This is a genomic window from Pseudomonas fluorescens, assembly GCF_000730425.1.
GTDB lineage: Bacteria > Pseudomonadota > Gammaproteobacteria > Pseudomonadales > Pseudomonadaceae > Aquipseudomonas > Aquipseudomonas fluorescens_X.
This window is the reverse complement of the sequence record NZ_CP008896.1, coordinates 3015076-3032519: the sequence shown is the minus strand read 5'-3', so window position 1 is coordinate 3032519 and position 17444 is coordinate 3015076. Positions and strand designations below refer to the sequence as shown.

Sequence of the window (17444 nt, the reverse complement as noted above, 5' to 3'; positions counted from 1 at the left end):
TGGCGTGGGCATGTGATGCTCTCGTACAAGCGGGTATCTATTTTTATCATGGGCTTTCTCAAAGTTGTGGTAGCTGCGTTGCCCGTAAGCGCCATCATTACACTTTGGCTGCCTGCTGCTCATGAGTGATTGCTTGCGGCGGCTCCTTAGAGGTCAAGTAATTAGCCCATCCGGTCATCAGGGCGCGTCGCTTGTCGAGAAAGTCAGTGCGAGAGTAGGCTCCCTCGGTTTGGTCGCGCTCGTCATGAGCGAGCGCCATCTCGCAGACTTCGCGAGGAAAATTTGTGCACTCACCTGACCAATCTCGAAATGAAGAACGAAAACCGTGCCGAGTGATGTGGTCATATTTCATGCCATGCAGAAGGGTGCGTATAGCATTCGCGTGCATCACTCCTGTCTTGCCTTGACCAGGGAAGAGGAAAGGGCTTTCAGGTGTTCTTGGAATGCTTTGAACCAGCACCATGACTTGATCGGCAAGTGGGATTACAAAGGCCACTCGCATCTTCATGCGCTCATCTGGCAGAGACCAAGTGCCAGCTTCCAGGTCAAACTCATCCCAGCGCGCGAACCTCACCATATGGGCGCGTGCGCTGGTCATGATCAGCAGTTGGGCTGCCAAGGACGCTGGCGTTGTGTTTGTACTGAGTTTGGCCATCAATGCTGGCACGTCCTGCCACCGCAAAGCATCAAAGTGCTCACGCTTTCGAGCCTTTTTCTTTTCAGCACGACTCAACAGATTGTCTAAGTGCCCACGCCAGCGAGCGGGGTTCTCACCCTCTCGCAGGTTGCGTGCCTTGGCAGCGTCCAGAACTTGTTCAATCTGGCCACGTACTTCGTCGGCGGTTCTGGTTTTGGCGGCCCAGATGGGTTGCAACACCTTGAGGACCTGTGGAGTACCGATCTTCTCGGCTGACAACTTGCCGATGTGGTCAAAAGCATACAGCTCCAGTTTCCGTAGCCAGCCTTTACGCCACTTTTCTGACCAGGCGCCCCCATGTGCTTCGCAGTATTCTTTCGCGAGCGTCTCGAACTTCAGCTGCTTCGCCTCGCTGGTTCGTTGTGCTTCGAGCTGGGCAGCGCGCTCAATGTCGCGAGCAGCTAGAGGATCTATACCGTCGCTCAATTGGCTGCGTTTAGCACTGGCTTCTTGCCTGGCTTTCTTGAGGCCTACTTCTGGGAATGAACCCAGGCCCATTTCTCTGCGACGGCCTGCCAGTTGGAAGCGAAGTAGCCAGGATTTACGTCCGGTAGATTTGACGACCAACCTTAGTCCGTCACCATCCTCATAGGTGCCAGGTTCGGTCAGGTTTTCGACTTGTTTCGGATTCAGCTTACCCATTGGATTTCCCCAGTCGTCCTTTTTGTCCCCCCACTTGTCCCCCCACTTCATCGTCGGATGAGGTCAAATGGCGTTGAGCGCCATTGGACAAGGGGATGCCTAAACCCCCTGTATTAGCTAGGCTATCAGGTGGGCTCTTGGATGGGATAGGATTATTTCGGACAATTAAAAAGCCGGCTTGTGGCCGGCTTCTCGGGGACTGGTTAAGTTTATTTTTGGTAAACCTCACCAGCCTTCAATCGTTCACTCAAGCTTGCGCCCAAAGTGATAGAGAGGGGCATCAGCGGGAACTCCTCCGCGTCGCCGGGCGGGGTGTGTTGGCTTTACGCCAACCCCTGCCAAATGTGCCGCGCATGATACTTACACTCCTTTCAGTTTTCCAGCGTCTGGTCTGGTTTAGCGCTGTCGTAGCCGATCAGATGGTCATCCAGCGGGACCGGTGGGCGGCGGTTGTTGAGGGTGGACCACCAGAAGACCCAACCCAGGATCTGGACGTTTTGTTCAAAGCGTTGGTCGTAGGTCAGGAGTTCGTCTGGGTGTTCGTTGCCGTTGTGGCTGCGCATGCGCAGGCCGCCGCCGGGGCGGTTGTAGAGGTATTTGATACGCAGCATTCCGTCGTGTTCGAGGGCGTAGATTTCGCCGTCGATGATTTGGGTGCGGCCGCGGTCGATGGCCAGGATGGCGCCGTCCTGGATGATCTCGATCATGCTGTTGCCGACCATATAGGCCCCCAAGGCGCGTTCGGCGGTGACGTTGAGTTGTTCCAGGGTGTGCAGGGAGAGGCGTAGGCTTTCCTGGGCGTTGAAGGAGGCGTGGAGGGGGATCTCCACGTCGATTTTTTCGGGGCCGCTGTTGTGGCCGCAACGGTAGTGGCCGCAGTCTTCACGTGCGGCAGCGTTGTTTCCAGTGTTTGGGCCTTCCAGTGGGTAGTTGGTCGGCGGGTGTTTGGGGCCTTCGCCGGTGCGCAGCCAGCGGCTGGTGACGCATAGCAGTTCTGCTATTTCGTCGAGCCGGGCCATGGGCACGCCACGCTTGAACCAGTTGTTCACGTGCTGGGGCGTGACGTCGCGATTCTTGGCGAAGTCGGAAGCGGAAAGATGAACTTCCCGAAGTAACGTTCTTAAACGATCACCTGATGTATTCATAAACGCAGAGTTTACTTGCCGGAAAGTAAGATCAAATAAACTATGTGTTGAGTTGCTGTATGTAAGTATTTCCTTATTGCAAGTAAAGTCAGGTTTTAAATCTTTATTATTAAACGTTAGTTGCTGGGTTGTTTATTTTTTGAACTTGATGTTTACGATTTTCCCACAAAAAAAGCCCCGAATGATCGGGGCTTTTTTGATTGCCGTAGCAATGAGCAGCGGGTATCAGCCTTTGTAGGCGGCTACCGACTTCATGATCTCGGCGCGGGCGGCGTCTGCGTTACCCCAGCCGTCGATCTTCACCCATTTGCCTTTTTCGAGGTCTTTGTAGTTCTCGAAGAAGTGCTTGATCTGCTCCAGCAACAGCGGTGGCAGGTCGGTGTATTCCTTCACGTCGACGTACAGCTGGGACAGCTTGTCGTGTGGCACTGCGATAACTTTGGCATCACCGCCGCCGTCGTCGGTCATGTTCAGAATACCCACCGGGCGGGCGCGGATGACCGAGCCTGGGGTGACCGGGTAAGGGGTCACGACCAGCACGTCGAGGGGGTCACCGTCGTCAGCCAGGGTGTTGGGGATGAAACCGTAGTTGGCCGGGTAGAACATCGGGGTGGCCATGAAACGGTCAACGAACAGGCAGTCGCTGTCTTTGTCGATTTCGTATTTGATCGGCGCGTGGTTGGCCGGAATCTCGATGGCGACGTAGATGTCGTTCGGCAGGTCTTTGCCAGCCGGAATCTTGCTGTAGCTCATTGGGCGTTGCCCCCGTAGTTGGCCAAGTGAATTGGCCGGATTGGCCTAAAAGTGGCGGCGATTATAGGCATATTCCTGCGCCGATGCCACGCGCCAGACGTCGTACGGTACTTAGTCTTCAGTCTGATAGCGTGGGTCGCTGGCTTGCAGATGTTTCAGGCGGGCCAGTGGATCCTGGCGGTAAAAGTGGCTCAGTTGCTCGTAGACCTGTGGATAACTGCCGATGAGCAAATCCGGGGCGCTGAAAAAATATTCGCTGGTGACCGCAAAAAATTCCGCCGGGTTTTCTGCCGCGTAAGGGTCGATGGCGGTTTCGGCGTCGGGGTTGTGGTCGAGCTGGCGGTTGAGGTCGTCATAAGCGCTCTGCATCACGCTGGCCCACGCTTGTACGCGCATATCGTTGTGCAGCGGTGGCAGACCGTTGGCGTCGCCATTGAGCATGTCGAGCTTGTGCGCCAGTTCATGGATGACCAGGTTGTAGCCTTCCCAATTGCCACTGGCCAGTACGCCCGGCCAGGCGAGTATCACCGGGCCTTGTTGCCAGGCTTCGCCACTGTGTTCGCCATCCCATTCATGTTCCACGCCGCTGGCGTCGCGATGGCGCTGGGGGCTGCGAAAGTCATCGGGGTAGAGGATGATTTCGTGGAAGCCCTGATACCAATCCAGCGCGCCCAGGTTCATCAGTGGCAGCTGGGCCTGGGCAGCGAGCAGCAGGCGTTGTTCCTGATGCAGTTCGACGCCGGGCAGGGCCGTGAGGTGTTTTTCGGCGAGGAACAGCACGCTGGCTTCACGCAACCATTGATCCTGCTCGGTGCTGATGCCGTCGAGGAAGGTCAGGTGATGGCGTACCCGCTGCCAAGTGTCATCGGCAACGGGATGTCTGGCCAGGATACGCCGGCGACGCCAGGCGCTGAGGGACCACACGGCCGATCAGTGCGGCTTGGCTTCGGATGATGTGCGACCGAAGCGGCTGCGGGCCACACCAATGATCATCGGCACCAGCGACAGCAGGATGATGAACACCACCAGCAGCGACAGGTTTTTCTTGATGAACGGTACGTTACCGAAGAAGTAGCCGAGGGTGACCAGGCCGCCGACCCAGAGGATGGTGCCCAGCACGCTGAAGCCGAAGAAGCGCGGGTATGGCATTTTGGCGACGCCGGCGACGAATGGCGCGAAGGTGCGCAGGATCGGCAGGAAGCGCGCCAGGGTTACGGTTTTGCCGCCGTGCTTGTCGTAGAAGTCGTGGGTCTTTTGCAGGTAGTCGCGGCGGAAGATCTTCGAGTTGGGGTTGCTGAACAAGCGTTCCCCGGCGGTTCGGCCGATCACGTAATTGGTGCTGTCACCGAGGATCGCCGCCAGCATCAGCAGGCCACCAAGCAGGACCGGGTCCATGCCGCCACCTGCGGCTACCGCGCCGGCAATAAACAGCAGAGAGTCGCCGGGCAAAAATGGCATGACCACCAGGCCGGTTTCGCAAAAAATCACCAGGAACAGGATGGCGTAGATCCACGGACCGTAATTGGTTACCAGCAGGTCGAGATACACGTCGAGATGCAGGATAAGGTCGAGCGGGTTGAAATCCATGGATGGCACCTGTGTGAATGGCCCGACTCTGCGGGCCTGTGCGGAGGCTTCGGGCAATAAGGCTACGCGTGTATGCCGTTTTTCTTACAACCCTAAAAGGTCGGCATTATACGGACTGAATGGTGAAAAGCGTGTTGGTTTTGTAGCGGGGGATGTCGTGAGAATCACACGGCCCAACCTGTAGGAGCCGGCTTGCCGGCGATAGCGGTGTATCAGCTTGCATCAATGGGAAAGACATACCGCCATCGCCGGCAAGCCGGCTCCTCTTGGGTGGGGATGCCTTTTAGTCTTCACTGATCGGCAGCGTGTAGTTCTTGAACTCGGTGTCTTCACGAAAGCCTATGGACTCATAAGTCTTCTGTGCCACGGCGTTGTCGCTGCTGGTCGACACGCGCAATCGCACGGCATTGGTTTCCTTGGCCATCTTTTTCGCGGTGCGCATCAGGTTGTCCGCTACCAGTTGACGTCGGGCGTCTTCGGCGACGTAGATGTCATTGAGGATCCACACCCGTTTCAACGACAGCGAGGAAAAACTCGGATAGAGCTGGCAAAAGCCCATTAATTTTTTGTCGTCATCATCCGCCAGGGCCAGGTAGATCACCGATTCCTTGCGCCGCAGGCGCTTTTCCAGAAAGGCCCGGGATGAGTCCGGAAAGGGCAGTGCGCCATAGAACTCGCGGTATTTGACGAATAATGGGGTCAACAGGTCCAGGTGTTCCAGAGTCGCTTGAGTGATCCGCATGCTAGGCCTCAACTTCTATAGGAATACGACGGCAAACGGTCCTTTACTCGGGCGCCCGCTGCTTGATGCTGCCTAAAGCGGCGAAAAATCGCAATCGTGCTGGCATCACTCCTTTGGCGGGCTGAGCAGGAAGTTACCTTTCATCAAGTCCGGATCATCCGTTTCCAGCGTCTGAACCTGTGCCTCATCCTTAAGGTTGACCCCCGACAGCTGTCGCCGGCAGGCCTCACGCATCAGGTACAACAAGCGGTGTGCTGCCATGCCGTAGCTCAAGCCCTCCAGGCGCACATTGGAAATGCAGTTGCGGTAAGCGTCGGTAAGGCCCACCTTGGGGTTGTAGGTGAAATACAGCCCCAGGCTGTCCGGCGAACTGAGCCCCGGCCGTTCGCCGATCAGGATCACCACCATTTTGGCGCCGAGCAACTGGCCGATTTCATCGGCGACTGCCACCCGGCCTTGCTCCACCAGAATCACCGGTGACAGCGACCAGCCTTCGGCGTGGGTCTGTTCTTCCATGCGGGTCAGAAACGGCACGGTGTGTTTATGCACCGCCAACGCCGATAAACCGTCGGCCACCACCACCGCCAGGTCCACCCCGCCAGGGTTGGCCATGGCGTAGTCGCGCAGGGTCTGTGCCGACTCATCGCTCAGGCGCCGCCCCAGGTCCGGGCGTTGCAGGTAGCTGTGGCGGTCGGGCGCGGCGCTGTGCAGCAACAGGCTGTCGCGGCCGCGCTCGGCCATCTGGGTGCTCAGCCCGGCATGGTCGAACGCCAGGTGGACCGCGTCCCGAGCCTGGGCGTGGGCGAACTGGAAGTCCAGTTGCGCTCCCGTGGGAATGCTGGTGCCGGTGCGGCCCAAGGCAATCCGCGCTGGGGTCAGGCGCCGCAGTTCCAGCCACGGGTTGTCGCTTTGAGGTGTGTCGATCTGCACTGGAGGCTCCTTCATCCCAATTGCGCCAAGGCGTGGCGGAAGGCCGGTGGCAGGTTGTTGCCAAACTGCACCTTGCCATCGGCTTGCGTGAAGATGCCCATCTTCGCCAGCCACTGTTCAAATTCCGGCGCGGGCTTCAACCCCAGGGTTTGCCGGGCGTAGAGCGCGTCATGAAAGGAGGTGGTCTGGTAGTTGAGCATGATGTCGTCGGAGCCGGGGATGCCCATGATGAAATTGATCCCGGCCACGCCCAGCAGGGTCAGCAGGGTGTCCATATCATCCTGGTCGGCTTCGGCGTGGTTGGTGTAGCAGATGTCGCAACCCATGGGCACACCCAGCAGCTTGCCGCAGAAGTGGTCTTCGAGGCCGGCGCGGATGATCTGTTTGCCGTTGTAGAGGTACTCGGGGCCGATAAAGCCGACCACGGTATTGACCAGAAACGGCTTGAAATGCCGGGCCACCGCATAGGCGCGGGTTTCGCAGGTTTGCTGGTCGATGCCAAAGTGCGCGTTGGCCGACAGAGCGCTGCCCTGGCCGGTTTCGAAATACATCAGGTTTTGCCCCAGGGTCCCGCGATTGAGGCTCAAGCCCGCGTCGTAGCCCTCCTGCAACACACTCAGGTTGATCCCGAAGCTGGCGTTGGCCGCTTCGGTGCCGGCAATCGACTGGAACACCAGGTCCAGGGGGACGCCACGGTTGATGGCTTCGATGGAAGTGGTCACGTGGGTCAGCACGCAGGCCTGGGTCGGGATCTCGTAGCGCTGGATGATTGCGTCGAGCATTTCCAGCATGGCGCAGATCGAGGCGATGCTGTCGGTGGCCGGGTTGATACCGATCATGGCGTCGCCGTTGCCGTACAGCAGCCCATCGAGGATGCTCGCGGCGATACCCGCCGGTTCATCGGTCGGGTGGTTGGGCTGCAGGCGGGTGGACAGGCGCCCGCGCAGCCCCATGGTGCCGCGAAACCGGGTGACGACGCGGATCTTCTGTGCCACCAGCACCAGGTCCTGCACGCGCATGATCTTCGACACGGCGGCGGCCATTTCCGGGGTCAGCCCGGGCGCCAGGGCGTGCAGGCTGTGTTCGTCAGCTGCGTCACTGAGCAGCCAGTCGCGCAGGCCGCCGACGGTCAGGTGACTGACCACGGCAAAGGCCTGTTGGTCATGGGTGTCGATAATCAGCCGGGTGACTTCATCGCTTTCGTAAGGGATCAATGCCTCTTCAAGGAAGTGCTTCAACGGGATATTGGCCAGGGCCATCTGCGCCGCAACACGTTCGCCATCGTTCTGTGCGGCGACGCCGGCGAGAAAGTCCCCGGAGCGGGCGGGGCTGGCCTTGGCCATCACGTCCTTGAGGCTATCGAAACGGTAGGTCAGTGCACCGACCGAGTGGGAAAAACTTGCCATACAGACTCTCCATGACGACGCGGGCGGTGGCCCGCATCGCGGTTTACAGCGTTTAGTGCAAGGCGGCCTCTGCGGCCTGGATTGCCGCGAATTCTTCTTCCGGCGTGCCTGCTACCAAGTGATGCCGACTGTAGAAAGCAAAGTAAGCAATTAATACTCCATAGATGATCGCCGCGCCAATCACCACCCGTGGATCCACCAGGAAGCCGGCCACCACGGCGATGCAGGCCAGTATCAGGGCCAGGCCCGAAGTGAATATGCCGCCCGGCGTGCGGTATGGCCGCTCCATTTTGGGGCGACGGATGCGCAGGGTGATATGCGCGGCCATCATCAGCACGTAGGAAATGGTCGCGCCAAACACAGCCACCAGGATCAGCAAGTCGCCCTGGCCGGTCAGCGACAGGCCAAAACCGATGATCCCGGGGATGACCAGGGCCAGCACCGGTGCCTTGCTTTTATTGGTTTGCGACAGTTTGCGCGGCAGGTAGCCGGCGCGGGAGAGGGCGAAGATCTGCCGGGAGTAGGCGTAGATGATCGAGAAGAAACTCGCGATCAACCCGGCCAGGCCCACGAGGTTGACGAAGCTGCCCATCCAGGTCGAACCGCCGTAGGCCAGGGCCAGGGACTCCACCAGCGGGTTACCGGACTTGACCAGTGCCAGGGTGCCGGCGCCGCCGGGGGCTATCACCAGGATCAGCAGGGCGAAACTGGTCAGGACCACGATCGCGCCAATCAGGCCACGGGGCAGGTCGCGTTTGGGGTTCTTGGTTTCTTCGGCGGCCAGGGGCACGCCTTCGACGGCGAGAAAGAACCAGATCGCATAAGGAATCGCCGCCCAGACGCCGACATAGCCAAACGGCAGGAAACTGCTGGCGCCCTTGGCCTCGGTCACCGGGATATCCAGCAGGTTGGCGACGTTGAAGTGCGGCACCATCGCTACCAGGAACACGCCCAGGGCAATCGCGGCGACGGCGGTGATCACAAACATCAGCTTCAGCGCTTCACCGACGCCAAAGATGTGGATACCGATAAAGATGATGTAGAACGCCAGGTAGATCATCCAGCCGCCGATGCCGAACAGCGACTCGCAATAGGCGCCGATAAACACCGCGATGGCGGCGGGGGCGATGGCGTATTCGATCAGGATCGCCGTGCCGGTGAGGAATCCGCCCCAAGGACCGAACGCGCTGCGGGCAAAGCCATAGCCGCCGCCGGCGGTGGGGATCATGGAGGACAGTTCGGCGAGGGAAAAACACATGCACAAGTACATGGTTGCCATCAGCAATGTGGCCAGGAACATCCCGCCCCAGCCGCCTTGGGCCAGGCCGAAGTTCCAGCCGGCGTAGTCGCCGGAAATCACATAGGCAACACCGAGGCCGACCAGGAGTACCCAGCCGGCTGCGCCTTTTTTCAGTTCGCGTTGTTGGAAGTATTCGGAGCCGACTTTTTCGAAGTCGACCGAGGAACTGGTGGGTTCGCTAGGCATGGGGAAGTACCTTTCATTGTTATTGTTTTTTGTGCCGGATGAGGTAGCAAGGCTTGGCGAAGTTCACTGCAGGAGCTGGCTTGCCAGCGATAGGGCCGGCCAAGCCAGCCTCTTGGCTGAAGGTGAAATTGTTATCGCTGGCAAGCCAGCTCCTACAGTCGGTTGCATTTCAAATGCAGGAGCGGCTTACCCTCTAGAGGGTTAGAAGAAGCCCAATGGATTGATGTCGTAGCTCACCAGCAGGTTCTTGGTCTGCTGATAGTGATCCAGCATCATCTTGTGTGTCTCGCGACCCACGCCAGACTTCTTGTAGCCACCAAACGCCGCATGTGCCGGGTAGAGGTGATAGCAGTTGGTCCACACACGCCCGGCCTTGATCGCCCGGCCCATGCGGTACGCACGGTTGATATCACGGGTCCACAAGCCTGCGCCCAGGCCAAATTCGGTATCGTTGGCAATCGCCAGGGCTTCGGCTTCATCCTTGAAGGTGGTGATGCTCACTACCGGGCCAAAGATTTCTTCCTGGAACACGCGCATCTTGTTGGTGCCCTTGAGCAGGGTCGGCTGGATGTAATAGCCGCTGGCCAGGTCACCGGACAGTTTCTCCACCTTGCCGCCGGTCAGCAGCTCGGCGCCTTCGCCCTTGGCGATTTCCAGGTACGACAGGATCTTGTCGAACTGTTGCTCGGACGCCTGGGCGCCGACCATGGTGTCGGTGTCCAGCGGATCGCCACGTTTGATCGACTCGACTTTTTTCATCACCACTTTCATGAAGTCGTCGTAGATCGACTCTTCCACCAGCGCACGGGATGGGCAGGTGCACACTTCGCCCTGGTTGAAGAATGCCAGTACCAGGCCTTCAGCGGCCTTTTCGATAAATTGCGGTTCGGCTTTCATGATGTCGGCGAAGAAGATGTTCGGCGACTTGCCGCCCAGCTCGACAGTGGACGGAATAATGTTCTCGGCCGCGCAATGCATGATGTGCGAGCCCACCGGGGTGGAGCCGGTGAAGGCGATCTTGGCGATGCGCTTGCTGGTGGCCAGGGCTTCGCCTGCCTCCTTGCCGAAACCGTGGACCACGTTCAACACGCCAGGTGGCAGCAGGTCGCCGATCACTTCCATCAGCACGTTGATGCCCAGTGGGGTCTGCTCGGCGGGCTTGAGCACCACGCAGTTACCGGCGGCCAGGGCCGGTGCGAGTTTCCAGGCGGCCATCAGCAGCGGGAAGTTCCACGGGATGATCTGCCCGACCACGCCCAGGGGTTCGTGGAAGTGATAAGCGGCGGTGTGTTCGTTGATCTCGGCGCTGCTGCCTTCCTGGGCGCGGATGCACCCGGCGAAGTAGCGGAAGTGGTCAGCGGCCAGGGGGATGTCGGCGTTGAGGGTTTCGCGCACTGCCTTGCCGTTGTCCCAGGTTTCGGTAATGGCCAGCAGTTCCAGGTTCTGTTCGATGCGGTCGGCAATCTTGAGCAGCACCCGCGAGCGGTCCTGGGCCGAGGTCTTGCCCCAGGCGTCAGCGGCGGCGTGGGCGGCGTCCAGCGCCTTGTCGATATCCTTGGCCGTGGAGCGCGGGAAGTCGGCGATGGGTTTGCCGTTCACCGGTGAAGTATTGGTGAAATAGTTGCCATCGACCGGAGCAACAAATTCGCCACCGATGTAGTTGCCGTACTTGGCCTTGAACGAAACGATAGCGCCTTCAGTACCGGGGTGTGCGTAACGCATGGTGGGTATCTCCTGACTTCTTATGTTTATTGGAGTGCAGCGTGGCTGCGCTTGATAAAGCGTAGAGCAAAGGTCGGGCCAGTGCCTTGTGGGCCAGGTAAATCAAGGCTTTGGGGGTTGCGGCAAGGTTTTGCTGTGGCACGATCGATACAGTCTGAGTGACACTTTGTGCCATAAGCGATACAGAACGTGACCCATGGGTCGCCCCGGGATTGCAATGCGCCAAGGCCTGGAGGATGCTGGTTGTCCCGGTCGGCGGCGTGTCCCGCGCAACAGGAGAACAATAAGAATATGCACAACGATCATTTCAGCCGACATGCCCGGCAGGTCCTGACCGTCACCCGTGGCCAGGATCCGCTGCACGGGCCCGGCAGCGACCCATCGATTGCCCGCTCCTGGCTGCGCTGCCTGGAGGACTATCACCTCGACCCGGCCTTGGGCATCGCCCCCACGGTGCTGGAGCATGATCGCCTGCTGGAAAGCCGCGAGCGTCTGCAACAAGTGCTGCACATCGCCGGCACTGAAATGAACAACCTGCATCAACAGCTTTCCGGCGCCGGCCACGCCGTGCTGCTGACCGATGCGCGGGGGGTGATCCTCAATTGCGTCACCGCGCCCAGCGAGCGCAAGGTCTTCGAGCAGGCCGGCCTGTGGCTCGGCGCCGACTGGAGCGAGGCCTGCGAAGGCACCAACGGCATCGGTACGTGCCTGGTGGAGCGTCAGGCCTTGACCATTCATCGCGACGAACATTTTCGCGGGCGCCATACGGGGCTGACCTGTTCCGCCAGCCCGGTGTTCGACCCCCATGGCGATTTACTGGCAGTGCTCGACGTATCGTCGGCCCGCGAAGCGGTGTCGCGCCAGAGCCAGTTCCATACCATGGCACTGGTCAATCTCTCGGCGAAGATGATCGAGAGCTGCTATTTCCTGCGCCACTTCGAACATCACTGGTTACTGCGTTTTCACTTGCAGGCCGAATCCGTGGGCCTGTTCAGCGAAGGGTTGCTGGCATTCGATGGCGAAGGGCGGATCTGTGCGCTCAACCAAAGCGCGCAGAACTTGCTGGGCCTGCCACGCGGGCGCTTGCTGGGCCTGCCGGTGGAGATGTTTTTCGACTGTCGGCTGGATGACTTGCTCGCACGCGCCAGTGCCAACGCCAGCGCCAGTTGGCCCCTGCGCACTCGTGATGGGCGCAGCCTGTTTGCGGTTCTGCGTGGTGAGGCACGTCGGGCGCCGAGCCCCCTGGTACAGGCGCCGCCCAAGATTGAGCGGCCACGTATGCCGGGTATTTGCCTGGGGGATGAGCGGCTGCAAAGCGATTTTCGCAAGGCTTTGCGGGTCTTCGAGCGTGATGTGCCGTTGCTGATCAATGGCGAAACCGGTTCCGGCAAAGAGGCCTTCGCCAAGGCGGTGCACCACGCCAGCCAGCGGGCCGACAAGGCCTTTGTCGCGCTGAACTGCGCGGCGATCCCTGAAAGCCTGATCGAGAGCGAGTTGTTTGGTTATCGCGGCGGCAGCTTCACTGGCGCCCGCAAGGAGGGCATGCGCGGCAAGTTGCAACAGGCCGATGGTGGCACCTTGTTCCTTGACGAAATCGGCGACATGCCCCTGGCCTTGCAGACTCGGTTATTGAGGGTACTGGAGGATCGGCTGGTGGTGCCCATTGGTGGCGAACCGCAAGCGGTGAATGTGCGCATCATCAGTGCAACCCACCGTGACTTGCTGGCGCGGGTGGCCGACGGCACCTTCCGTGAGGATTTGTACTATCGCCTCAACGGCCTGGAAGTGGCATTGCCGCCGTTGCGTGAGCGCAGTGACAAGTCGCAGTTGCTGGATTTTTTACTGGCACAGGAAGCAGAGGGGCAGGTGATAGCGCTCGATGCTGAGGCCCGCCAGGCGCTGTTGGACTTCTCCTGGCCGGGTAACGTCCGACAATTGCGTACGGTGCTGCGTACCTTGGCCGCATTGTGTGAAGCTGGGTGTATAGGATTAAACGATTTGCCAGCGATGATTCGTCAGTCGCCTTCCCAGGCGCAAATCACCGAGCACCGGGGCAAGCAGCCTTTGGCGGATGCCGAGCGTCTGGTATTGCTTGCCATGCTGGAGCAGCAGCGCTGGCATATGAGCATTGTCGCGGAGCAACTGGGCGTCAGCCGTAATACGCTCTACCGCAAGTTACGCAAGCATGGAATCGCTTTACGCTCCGCAGGTTGAGTAAAACGGCAATACTTCCTGCTTACCTACTCCTTTCAAGGATGGCTTGCCCGCATTCGGCGATTTTGGCCTGAGAGTGCGTGCAATTAGTGGGTGTATTGCCTAGGTTTTGTCGTGCCTGATAAATGAAATATTGTTCTTTGTTAGATACCTGTTCAGTCTTTTAGGCTTTTTGCAGGGACGGTTTTGGTGTGGTACTTATTTAGTTTTTTTATTTCGTAAGTATGGGTTTTAATGATTTTGTTGTGTGTTTTATGGGGCTGGGATTTGTTTTTTTGTACTTGGAGGGAAGGGAAGGATGGGTTGTTCTGTGAGGGGCGGCTTTTGGAATGAATGGATTGTGTAATGATGCGTAAGGGATATATTTATTTGCTATAGAGGTGAAAGTATGAATATTGCCAACTCTCCTGCTTTAGTTTTATTGCAAGTTAAAGATTCATCGGCTGATTTACTCAGTCACCCTACGCCCGCCGGTACAAAAAGTACGACGGGCTGGAGCGAGTCAGCAGACAGTCGGGATGCCCCGGCATCCAGGGATGTGAATGCGGCGGGAGAAAACTCGTCCAAGGGGGCTAAGCGTGAAAAAAGAGGATTTAAATTCCCGGCGTTTCCCAGGGTATTTCCCAAACCCGTGCCAAAGAACCCCACGGTTCCATCTTTCGGGACGGCAGGAACGTTTACCCCCAAGCCACAGGTGACTCCCCGTCCAGCCGTTGGCGTTCAGAACAGCAAGGGGATATCTAGCTTCAGGGAAATCGTCCACAAGTCGCAGCACCCAGGCTTGCTATTGAGTGGGCCGTCCAAGCCCGTTGTTGCACAACCCAAGACCTTCGGTGATGTGGCAACCAATTTGATTGCAGCGGACCGCCTGGTCAAGGCAGGTGTATTTAAAACCGGCCCTTCACTTAAAACCGTCGTCCGTGATGCTTTTGTCAATGCTTCTGTAAATGGGCTTGTCAGCACTCCGTTAAGTATTGGTGCTTACGCGGGGTCTGTCTGGAGTGGTGAAAGTATCAAAGGCAGCTTTAGCGCCAGTACCCCGTTACTTCCTCCGGCTCATCTGCCGGCCCCCAGTCAGCTAGCCAATGGCGCCGTAGCGGCGGCAAGTAGTGCGGGAGTGGACGATGTCGCAACGACTAAGTTGCGCTTGGAAAACTCCGAACTAAAGCTTTTGTATGCGACCAACACAATCCAGACGCTAGCGGAGGGGGGAGATGCCAAGGCTCTTGGAAAAAGTCCGAACTGGCCAACTGAAACAAATAAGCGTCTCGATAACCTTGAGAAACTCTACGATGCAGCAGAAAAAAACTTGAGTGTGATCGCGGCAGAGTTTGATTTTGTTTTTAAACCTTATAAAGGTGACCCGACGCCCGGGTCTCAAAGAGTTACGGATCGATTGGATGCACTTGATAAGAGGAATGAGGCGATCAATAAGGGAATTGGGAGGATGGTTGCCATTCGAGAATTGGAGACTCAGGGCAAAGAAGAGACGGTTTGAAAGTGGACTGCTTGCTGTTGAACCGGCAGTTTAAACACTGTTGTACCTGTTGCTGAAGGCACGCACTATCAGTGCTCGGCGTTTTAGGGGGCGCTCTGCAAATGCCGAGCCTGATTTCAATTCATTGAAATGCGGGAAAATTTCAGAAAAAAGCCACCGGCTGTTTATCAGTGATCGCTGATGGAAAAGAGCGCACGCTAATCGCTAAAAGAGTGCGAATATTTCCACCCTGCGCTAACCTGCCTCGATGTTTTACGAGGTCGACTATGCACATTCACATTCTCGGTATTTGCGGCACCTTCATGGGTTCGATGGCGGTCCTGGCCAAAGAGCTGGGCCATCATGTCACCGGCTCCGATGCCAATGTTTATCCGCCCATGAGCACGCAATTGCAGGCCCAGGGCATTGAGCTGACCCAAGGCTACGATACGGCGCAGTTCGATCCGGTGCCGGACCTGGTGGTGATCGGCAATGCCATGTCCCGTGGCAACCCTGCCGTGGAATACGTGCTGAACAAAGGCCTGCCTTATGTTTCCGGCCCGCAATGGCTGGCTGATCATGTGCTGCAAGGCCGCTGGGTGCTGGCGGTGGCCGGTACCCATGGCAAGACCACCACCAGCAGCATGCTGGCCTGGGTACTGGAACACGCGGGCATGAGCCCCGGTTTTCTGATTGGCGGCGTGCCGCAGAATTTCGCGGTGTCGGCGCGCTTGGGTGGCACGCCGTTCTTCGTGATCGAGGCTGACGAATACGACAGCGCCTTCTTCGATAAACGCTCCAAGTTCGTTCACTACCGCCCACGCACAGCGATCCTGAACAACCTGGAGTTCGATCACGCAGACATCTTCCCCGATCTGCCGGCCATCGAGCGGCAATTCCATCACCTGGTGCGCACCATTCCCAGCGAAGGCCTGGTGATCCACCCCACCACTGAGCCTGCCTTGCAGCGCGTGATCGAGATGGGTTGCTGGACACCGGTGCAAACCACGGGGGCGGGCGGCCAGTGGCAGGTCAAGTTGCTTCGCGAGGATGGCTCCCGGTTCGAAGTGCTGTTTGAGGGTGAGCCCCAGGGGATTGTCGACTGGGACATGACTGGCCAGCACAACGTCGCCAACGCCTTGGTCACCCTCGCGGCGGCGCGCCATGTTGGCGTGGTGCCGGCCATGGGCATTGCTGCGTTGAGTGCGTTCAAAAGCGTCAAGCGGCGGATGGAAAAGGTCGCCGAAGTGAACGGGATTACCATCTACGATGACTTTGCCCACCATCCCACGGCGATTGCGACCACCCTTGACGGCCTGCGCAAGCGCGTCGGCGATGCGCCGGTGATCGCGATTATCGAGCCACGCTCCAACTCCATGAAGCTGGGCGCGCACCGCGACGGCCTGCCGGAAAGCGTCAACGATGCCGACCAAGTGGTGTGGTATGCGCCGGCCAACCTGGGTTGGGACCTGGAGGCCGTGGCCAGGCTCTGCACCGTGCCGTCGATTGTCAGCGATTCGCTGGAAGGCATCATCGAGCGGGTCAAGAGCCAGGCCAAGCCCGGTACCCACGTGGTGATCATGAGCAACGGCGGCTTCGGCGGCCTGCACGGCAAACTTGCCGAGGCGCTGCAATGAGTGGGCCGGAGCGCATCACCCTGGCGATGACCGGTGCGTCTGGCGCGCCTTACGGGTTGCGCTTGCTGGATTGTCTGGTGCGTGAAGACCGCGAAGTGCATTTCCTGATTTCCAAGGCCGCGCAATTGGTCATGGCGACCGAGACTGACGTCTCGCTGCCGCCCAAGGTGCAGATGATGCAGGCCTTCCTCACCGAATACACCGGGGCGGCGGCGGGGCAGATCAAGGTCTATGGCAAGGAAGACTGGATGTCTCCGGTGGCCTCCGGTTCCGGTGCGCCGGCGGCGATGGTGGTGGTGCCGTGTTCCACCGGCACCTTGTCGGCGATCGCCACCGGCGCTTGCAACAACCTCATCGAGCGCGCGGCGGACGTGACCTTGAAGGAGCGCCGTCAGTTGATCCTGGTGCCACGGGAGGCGCCGTATTCGAGCATTCATCTGGAGCACATGCTCAAGCTGTCGAATATGGGGGTGACCATCCTGCCGGCGTCGCCGGGGTTTTATCACCAGCCGCAGACCATCGATGACCTGGTGGATTTTGTGGTGGCGCGGATTCTCAATCTGCTGAATATCCCTCAGGACATGCTGCCACGCTGGGGTGAGCACCATTTGAGCAGCGATGAATAAAGCCCTGCTGATCGTGTTGGCGCTGCAACTGGTGGGCTGTGCTACCGCGCGCACTCTGGATGCGGCCAAACCCGGTGCGCCGGTGGTGTATGCGGGGACGCGCCTGGACTTGTATGCGATGCAGGGCGGTTGTTGCGCCATGGACTGCTTTGGTGCCGAGGCACCGAGCTACCCGGGTCTTGACCTGCCGGCCAGCGCGTTGCTCGACACGCTGCTGTTGCCGCTGTCGGCGTTGACGGTATTAGGGGTTGGGTTTAATGCGACGGGTGGGCTGTAGCCTGTAGTGATTGATGGGAGCTGGGTGGGCCTCATCGCCGGCAAGCCGGCTCCTACACTTGCAGATCAATGTGGGAGCTGGCTTGCCTGCGATGAGGCCTGCT

At 58.8% G+C, this 17444-nt stretch carries 15 protein-coding genes; 5 read left to right on the top strand and 10 right to left on the bottom strand.

The window, feature by feature from the left end:
- Positions 1-97: 97 nt before the first annotated feature.
- From HZ99_RS13400 to HZ99_RS13355, 10 genes are all read right to left on the bottom strand, one after another.
- Complete coding sequence (locus HZ99_RS13400; protein WP_038448067.1) at positions 98-1339, bottom strand: tyrosine-type recombinase/integrase; 1242 nt, start codon at positions 1337-1339, stop codon at positions 98-100.
- A 371-nt stretch (positions 1340-1710) separates the two neighbouring features.
- On the bottom strand, positions 1711-2484 hold the full coding sequence (locus HZ99_RS13395) for a LexA family transcriptional regulator (RefSeq protein WP_038443609.1): 774 nt from the start codon (positions 2482-2484) through the stop codon (positions 1711-1713).
- Between the two features lie 225 nt (positions 2485-2709).
- Complete coding sequence (gene ppa, locus HZ99_RS13390; RefSeq protein ID WP_003176323.1) at positions 2710-3237, bottom strand: inorganic diphosphatase; 528 nt, start codon at positions 3235-3237, stop codon at positions 2710-2712.
- 111 nt (positions 3238-3348) lie between these two features.
- On the bottom strand, positions 3349-4161 hold the full coding sequence (locus HZ99_RS13385; protein WP_038443608.1) for a zinc-dependent peptidase: 813 nt from the start codon (positions 4159-4161) through the stop codon (positions 3349-3351).
- 6 nt (positions 4162-4167) lie between these two features.
- Entirely contained in the window at positions 4168-4824 is a 657-nt protein-coding gene (locus HZ99_RS13380) for a DedA family protein (RefSeq protein ID WP_038443607.1), read from the bottom strand.
- Positions 4825-5107: 283 nt separating this feature from the next.
- A complete protein-coding gene (locus HZ99_RS13375; RefSeq protein WP_038443606.1) occupies positions 5108-5566 on the bottom strand; it encodes a GNAT family N-acetyltransferase in 459 nt (152 codons plus the stop codon).
- 105 nt (positions 5567-5671) lie between these two features.
- A complete protein-coding gene (gene eutC / locus HZ99_RS13370) occupies positions 5672-6511 on the bottom strand; it encodes an ethanolamine ammonia-lyase subunit EutC (RefSeq protein WP_038443604.1) in 840 nt (279 codons plus the stop codon).
- Positions 6508-7902 (bottom strand): ethanolamine ammonia-lyase subunit EutB, encoded by a 1395-nt coding sequence (locus HZ99_RS13365; protein WP_038443603.1) that lies wholly within the window; start codon positions 7900-7902, stop codon positions 6508-6510. Before HZ99_RS13365 ends, eutC begins: the two co-directional genes overlap by 4 nt.
- A 52-nt stretch (positions 7903-7954) precedes the next feature.
- Positions 7955-9388, bottom strand: coding sequence for an ethanolamine permease (gene eat / locus HZ99_RS13360; protein ID WP_038443601.1), 1434 nt, complete (start codon positions 9386-9388; stop codon positions 7955-7957).
- Positions 9389-9589: 201 nt separating this feature from the next.
- A complete protein-coding gene (locus tag HZ99_RS13355) occupies positions 9590-11110 on the bottom strand; it encodes an aldehyde dehydrogenase family protein (RefSeq protein ID WP_038443600.1) in 1521 nt (506 codons plus the stop codon).
- 291 nt (positions 11111-11401) lie between these two features.
- Here HZ99_RS13355 and HZ99_RS13350 point away from each other — a divergent pair, with 291 nt between their 5' ends.
- From HZ99_RS13350 to HZ99_RS13330, 5 genes are all read left to right on the top strand, one after another.
- The gene (locus HZ99_RS13350) at positions 11402-13324 is read left to right on the top strand and encodes a sigma-54-dependent Fis family transcriptional regulator (RefSeq protein ID WP_038443598.1); all 1923 of its coding nucleotides are present in this window, start codon (positions 11402-11404) and stop codon (positions 13322-13324) included.
- A 388-nt stretch (positions 13325-13712) separates the two neighbouring features.
- Positions 13713-14822, top strand: a complete 1110-nt coding sequence (locus HZ99_RS13345; RefSeq protein ID WP_144243177.1) for a hypothetical protein — start codon at positions 13713-13715, stop codon at positions 14820-14822.
- A gap of 266 nt (positions 14823-15088) precedes the next feature.
- Entirely contained in the window at positions 15089-16438 is a 1350-nt protein-coding gene (gene mpl, locus HZ99_RS13340) for a UDP-N-acetylmuramate:L-alanyl-gamma-D-glutamyl-meso-diaminopimelate ligase (RefSeq protein WP_038443597.1), read from the top strand.
- Entirely contained in the window at positions 16435-17064 is a 630-nt protein-coding gene (ubiX, locus tag HZ99_RS13335; protein ID WP_038443595.1) for a flavin prenyltransferase UbiX, read from the top strand. The genes mpl and ubiX overlap by 4 nt, the downstream gene beginning before the upstream one ends.
- A complete protein-coding gene (locus HZ99_RS13330) occupies positions 17057-17341 on the top strand; it encodes a YceK/YidQ family lipoprotein (RefSeq protein WP_038443594.1) in 285 nt (94 codons plus the stop codon). Before ubiX ends, HZ99_RS13330 begins: the two co-directional genes overlap by 8 nt.
- The last annotated feature ends 103 nt before the right edge of the window (positions 17342-17444 follow it).

Coding starts and splice junctions, on each gene's coding strand:
- ppa (WP_003176323.1), bottom strand. CDS start 3,237: ATGAGCTACAGCAAGATTCCGGCTGGCAAAGACCTGCCGAACGACATC.
- HZ99_RS13350 (WP_038443598.1), top strand. CDS start 11,402: ATGCACAACGATCATTTCAGCCGACATGCCCGGCAGGTCCTGACCGTC.
- HZ99_RS13375 (WP_038443606.1), bottom strand. CDS start 5,566: ATGCGGATCACTCAAGCGACTCTGGAACACCTGGACCTGTTGACCCCA.
- HZ99_RS13365 (WP_038443603.1), bottom strand. CDS start 7,902: ATGGCAAGTTTTTCCCACTCGGTCGGTGCACTGACCTACCGTTTCGAT.
- HZ99_RS13380 (WP_038443607.1), bottom strand. CDS start 4,824: ATGGATTTCAACCCGCTCGACCTTATCCTGCATCTCGACGTGTATCTC.
- HZ99_RS13330 (WP_038443594.1), top strand. CDS start 17,057: ATGAATAAAGCCCTGCTGATCGTGTTGGCGCTGCAACTGGTGGGCTGT.
- eat (WP_038443601.1), bottom strand. CDS start 9,388: ATGCCTAGCGAACCCACCAGTTCCTCGGTCGACTTCGAAAAAGTCGGC.
- mpl (WP_038443597.1), top strand. CDS start 15,089: ATGCACATTCACATTCTCGGTATTTGCGGCACCTTCATGGGTTCGATG.
- eutC (WP_038443604.1), bottom strand. CDS start 6,511: ATGAAGGAGCCTCCAGTGCAGATCGACACACCTCAAAGCGACAACCCG.
- HZ99_RS13355 (WP_038443600.1), bottom strand. CDS start 11,110: ATGCGTTACGCACACCCCGGTACTGAAGGCGCTATCGTTTCGTTCAAG.
- ubiX (WP_038443595.1), top strand. CDS start 16,435: ATGAGTGGGCCGGAGCGCATCACCCTGGCGATGACCGGTGCGTCTGGC.
- HZ99_RS13400 (WP_038448067.1), bottom strand. CDS start 1,339: ATGGGTAAGCTGAATCCGAAACAAGTCGAAAACCTGACCGAACCTGGC.
- HZ99_RS13345 (WP_144243177.1), top strand. CDS start 13,713: ATGAATATTGCCAACTCTCCTGCTTTAGTTTTATTGCAAGTTAAAGAT.
- HZ99_RS13395 (WP_038443609.1), bottom strand. CDS start 2,484: ATGAATACATCAGGTGATCGTTTAAGAACGTTACTTCGGGAAGTTCAT.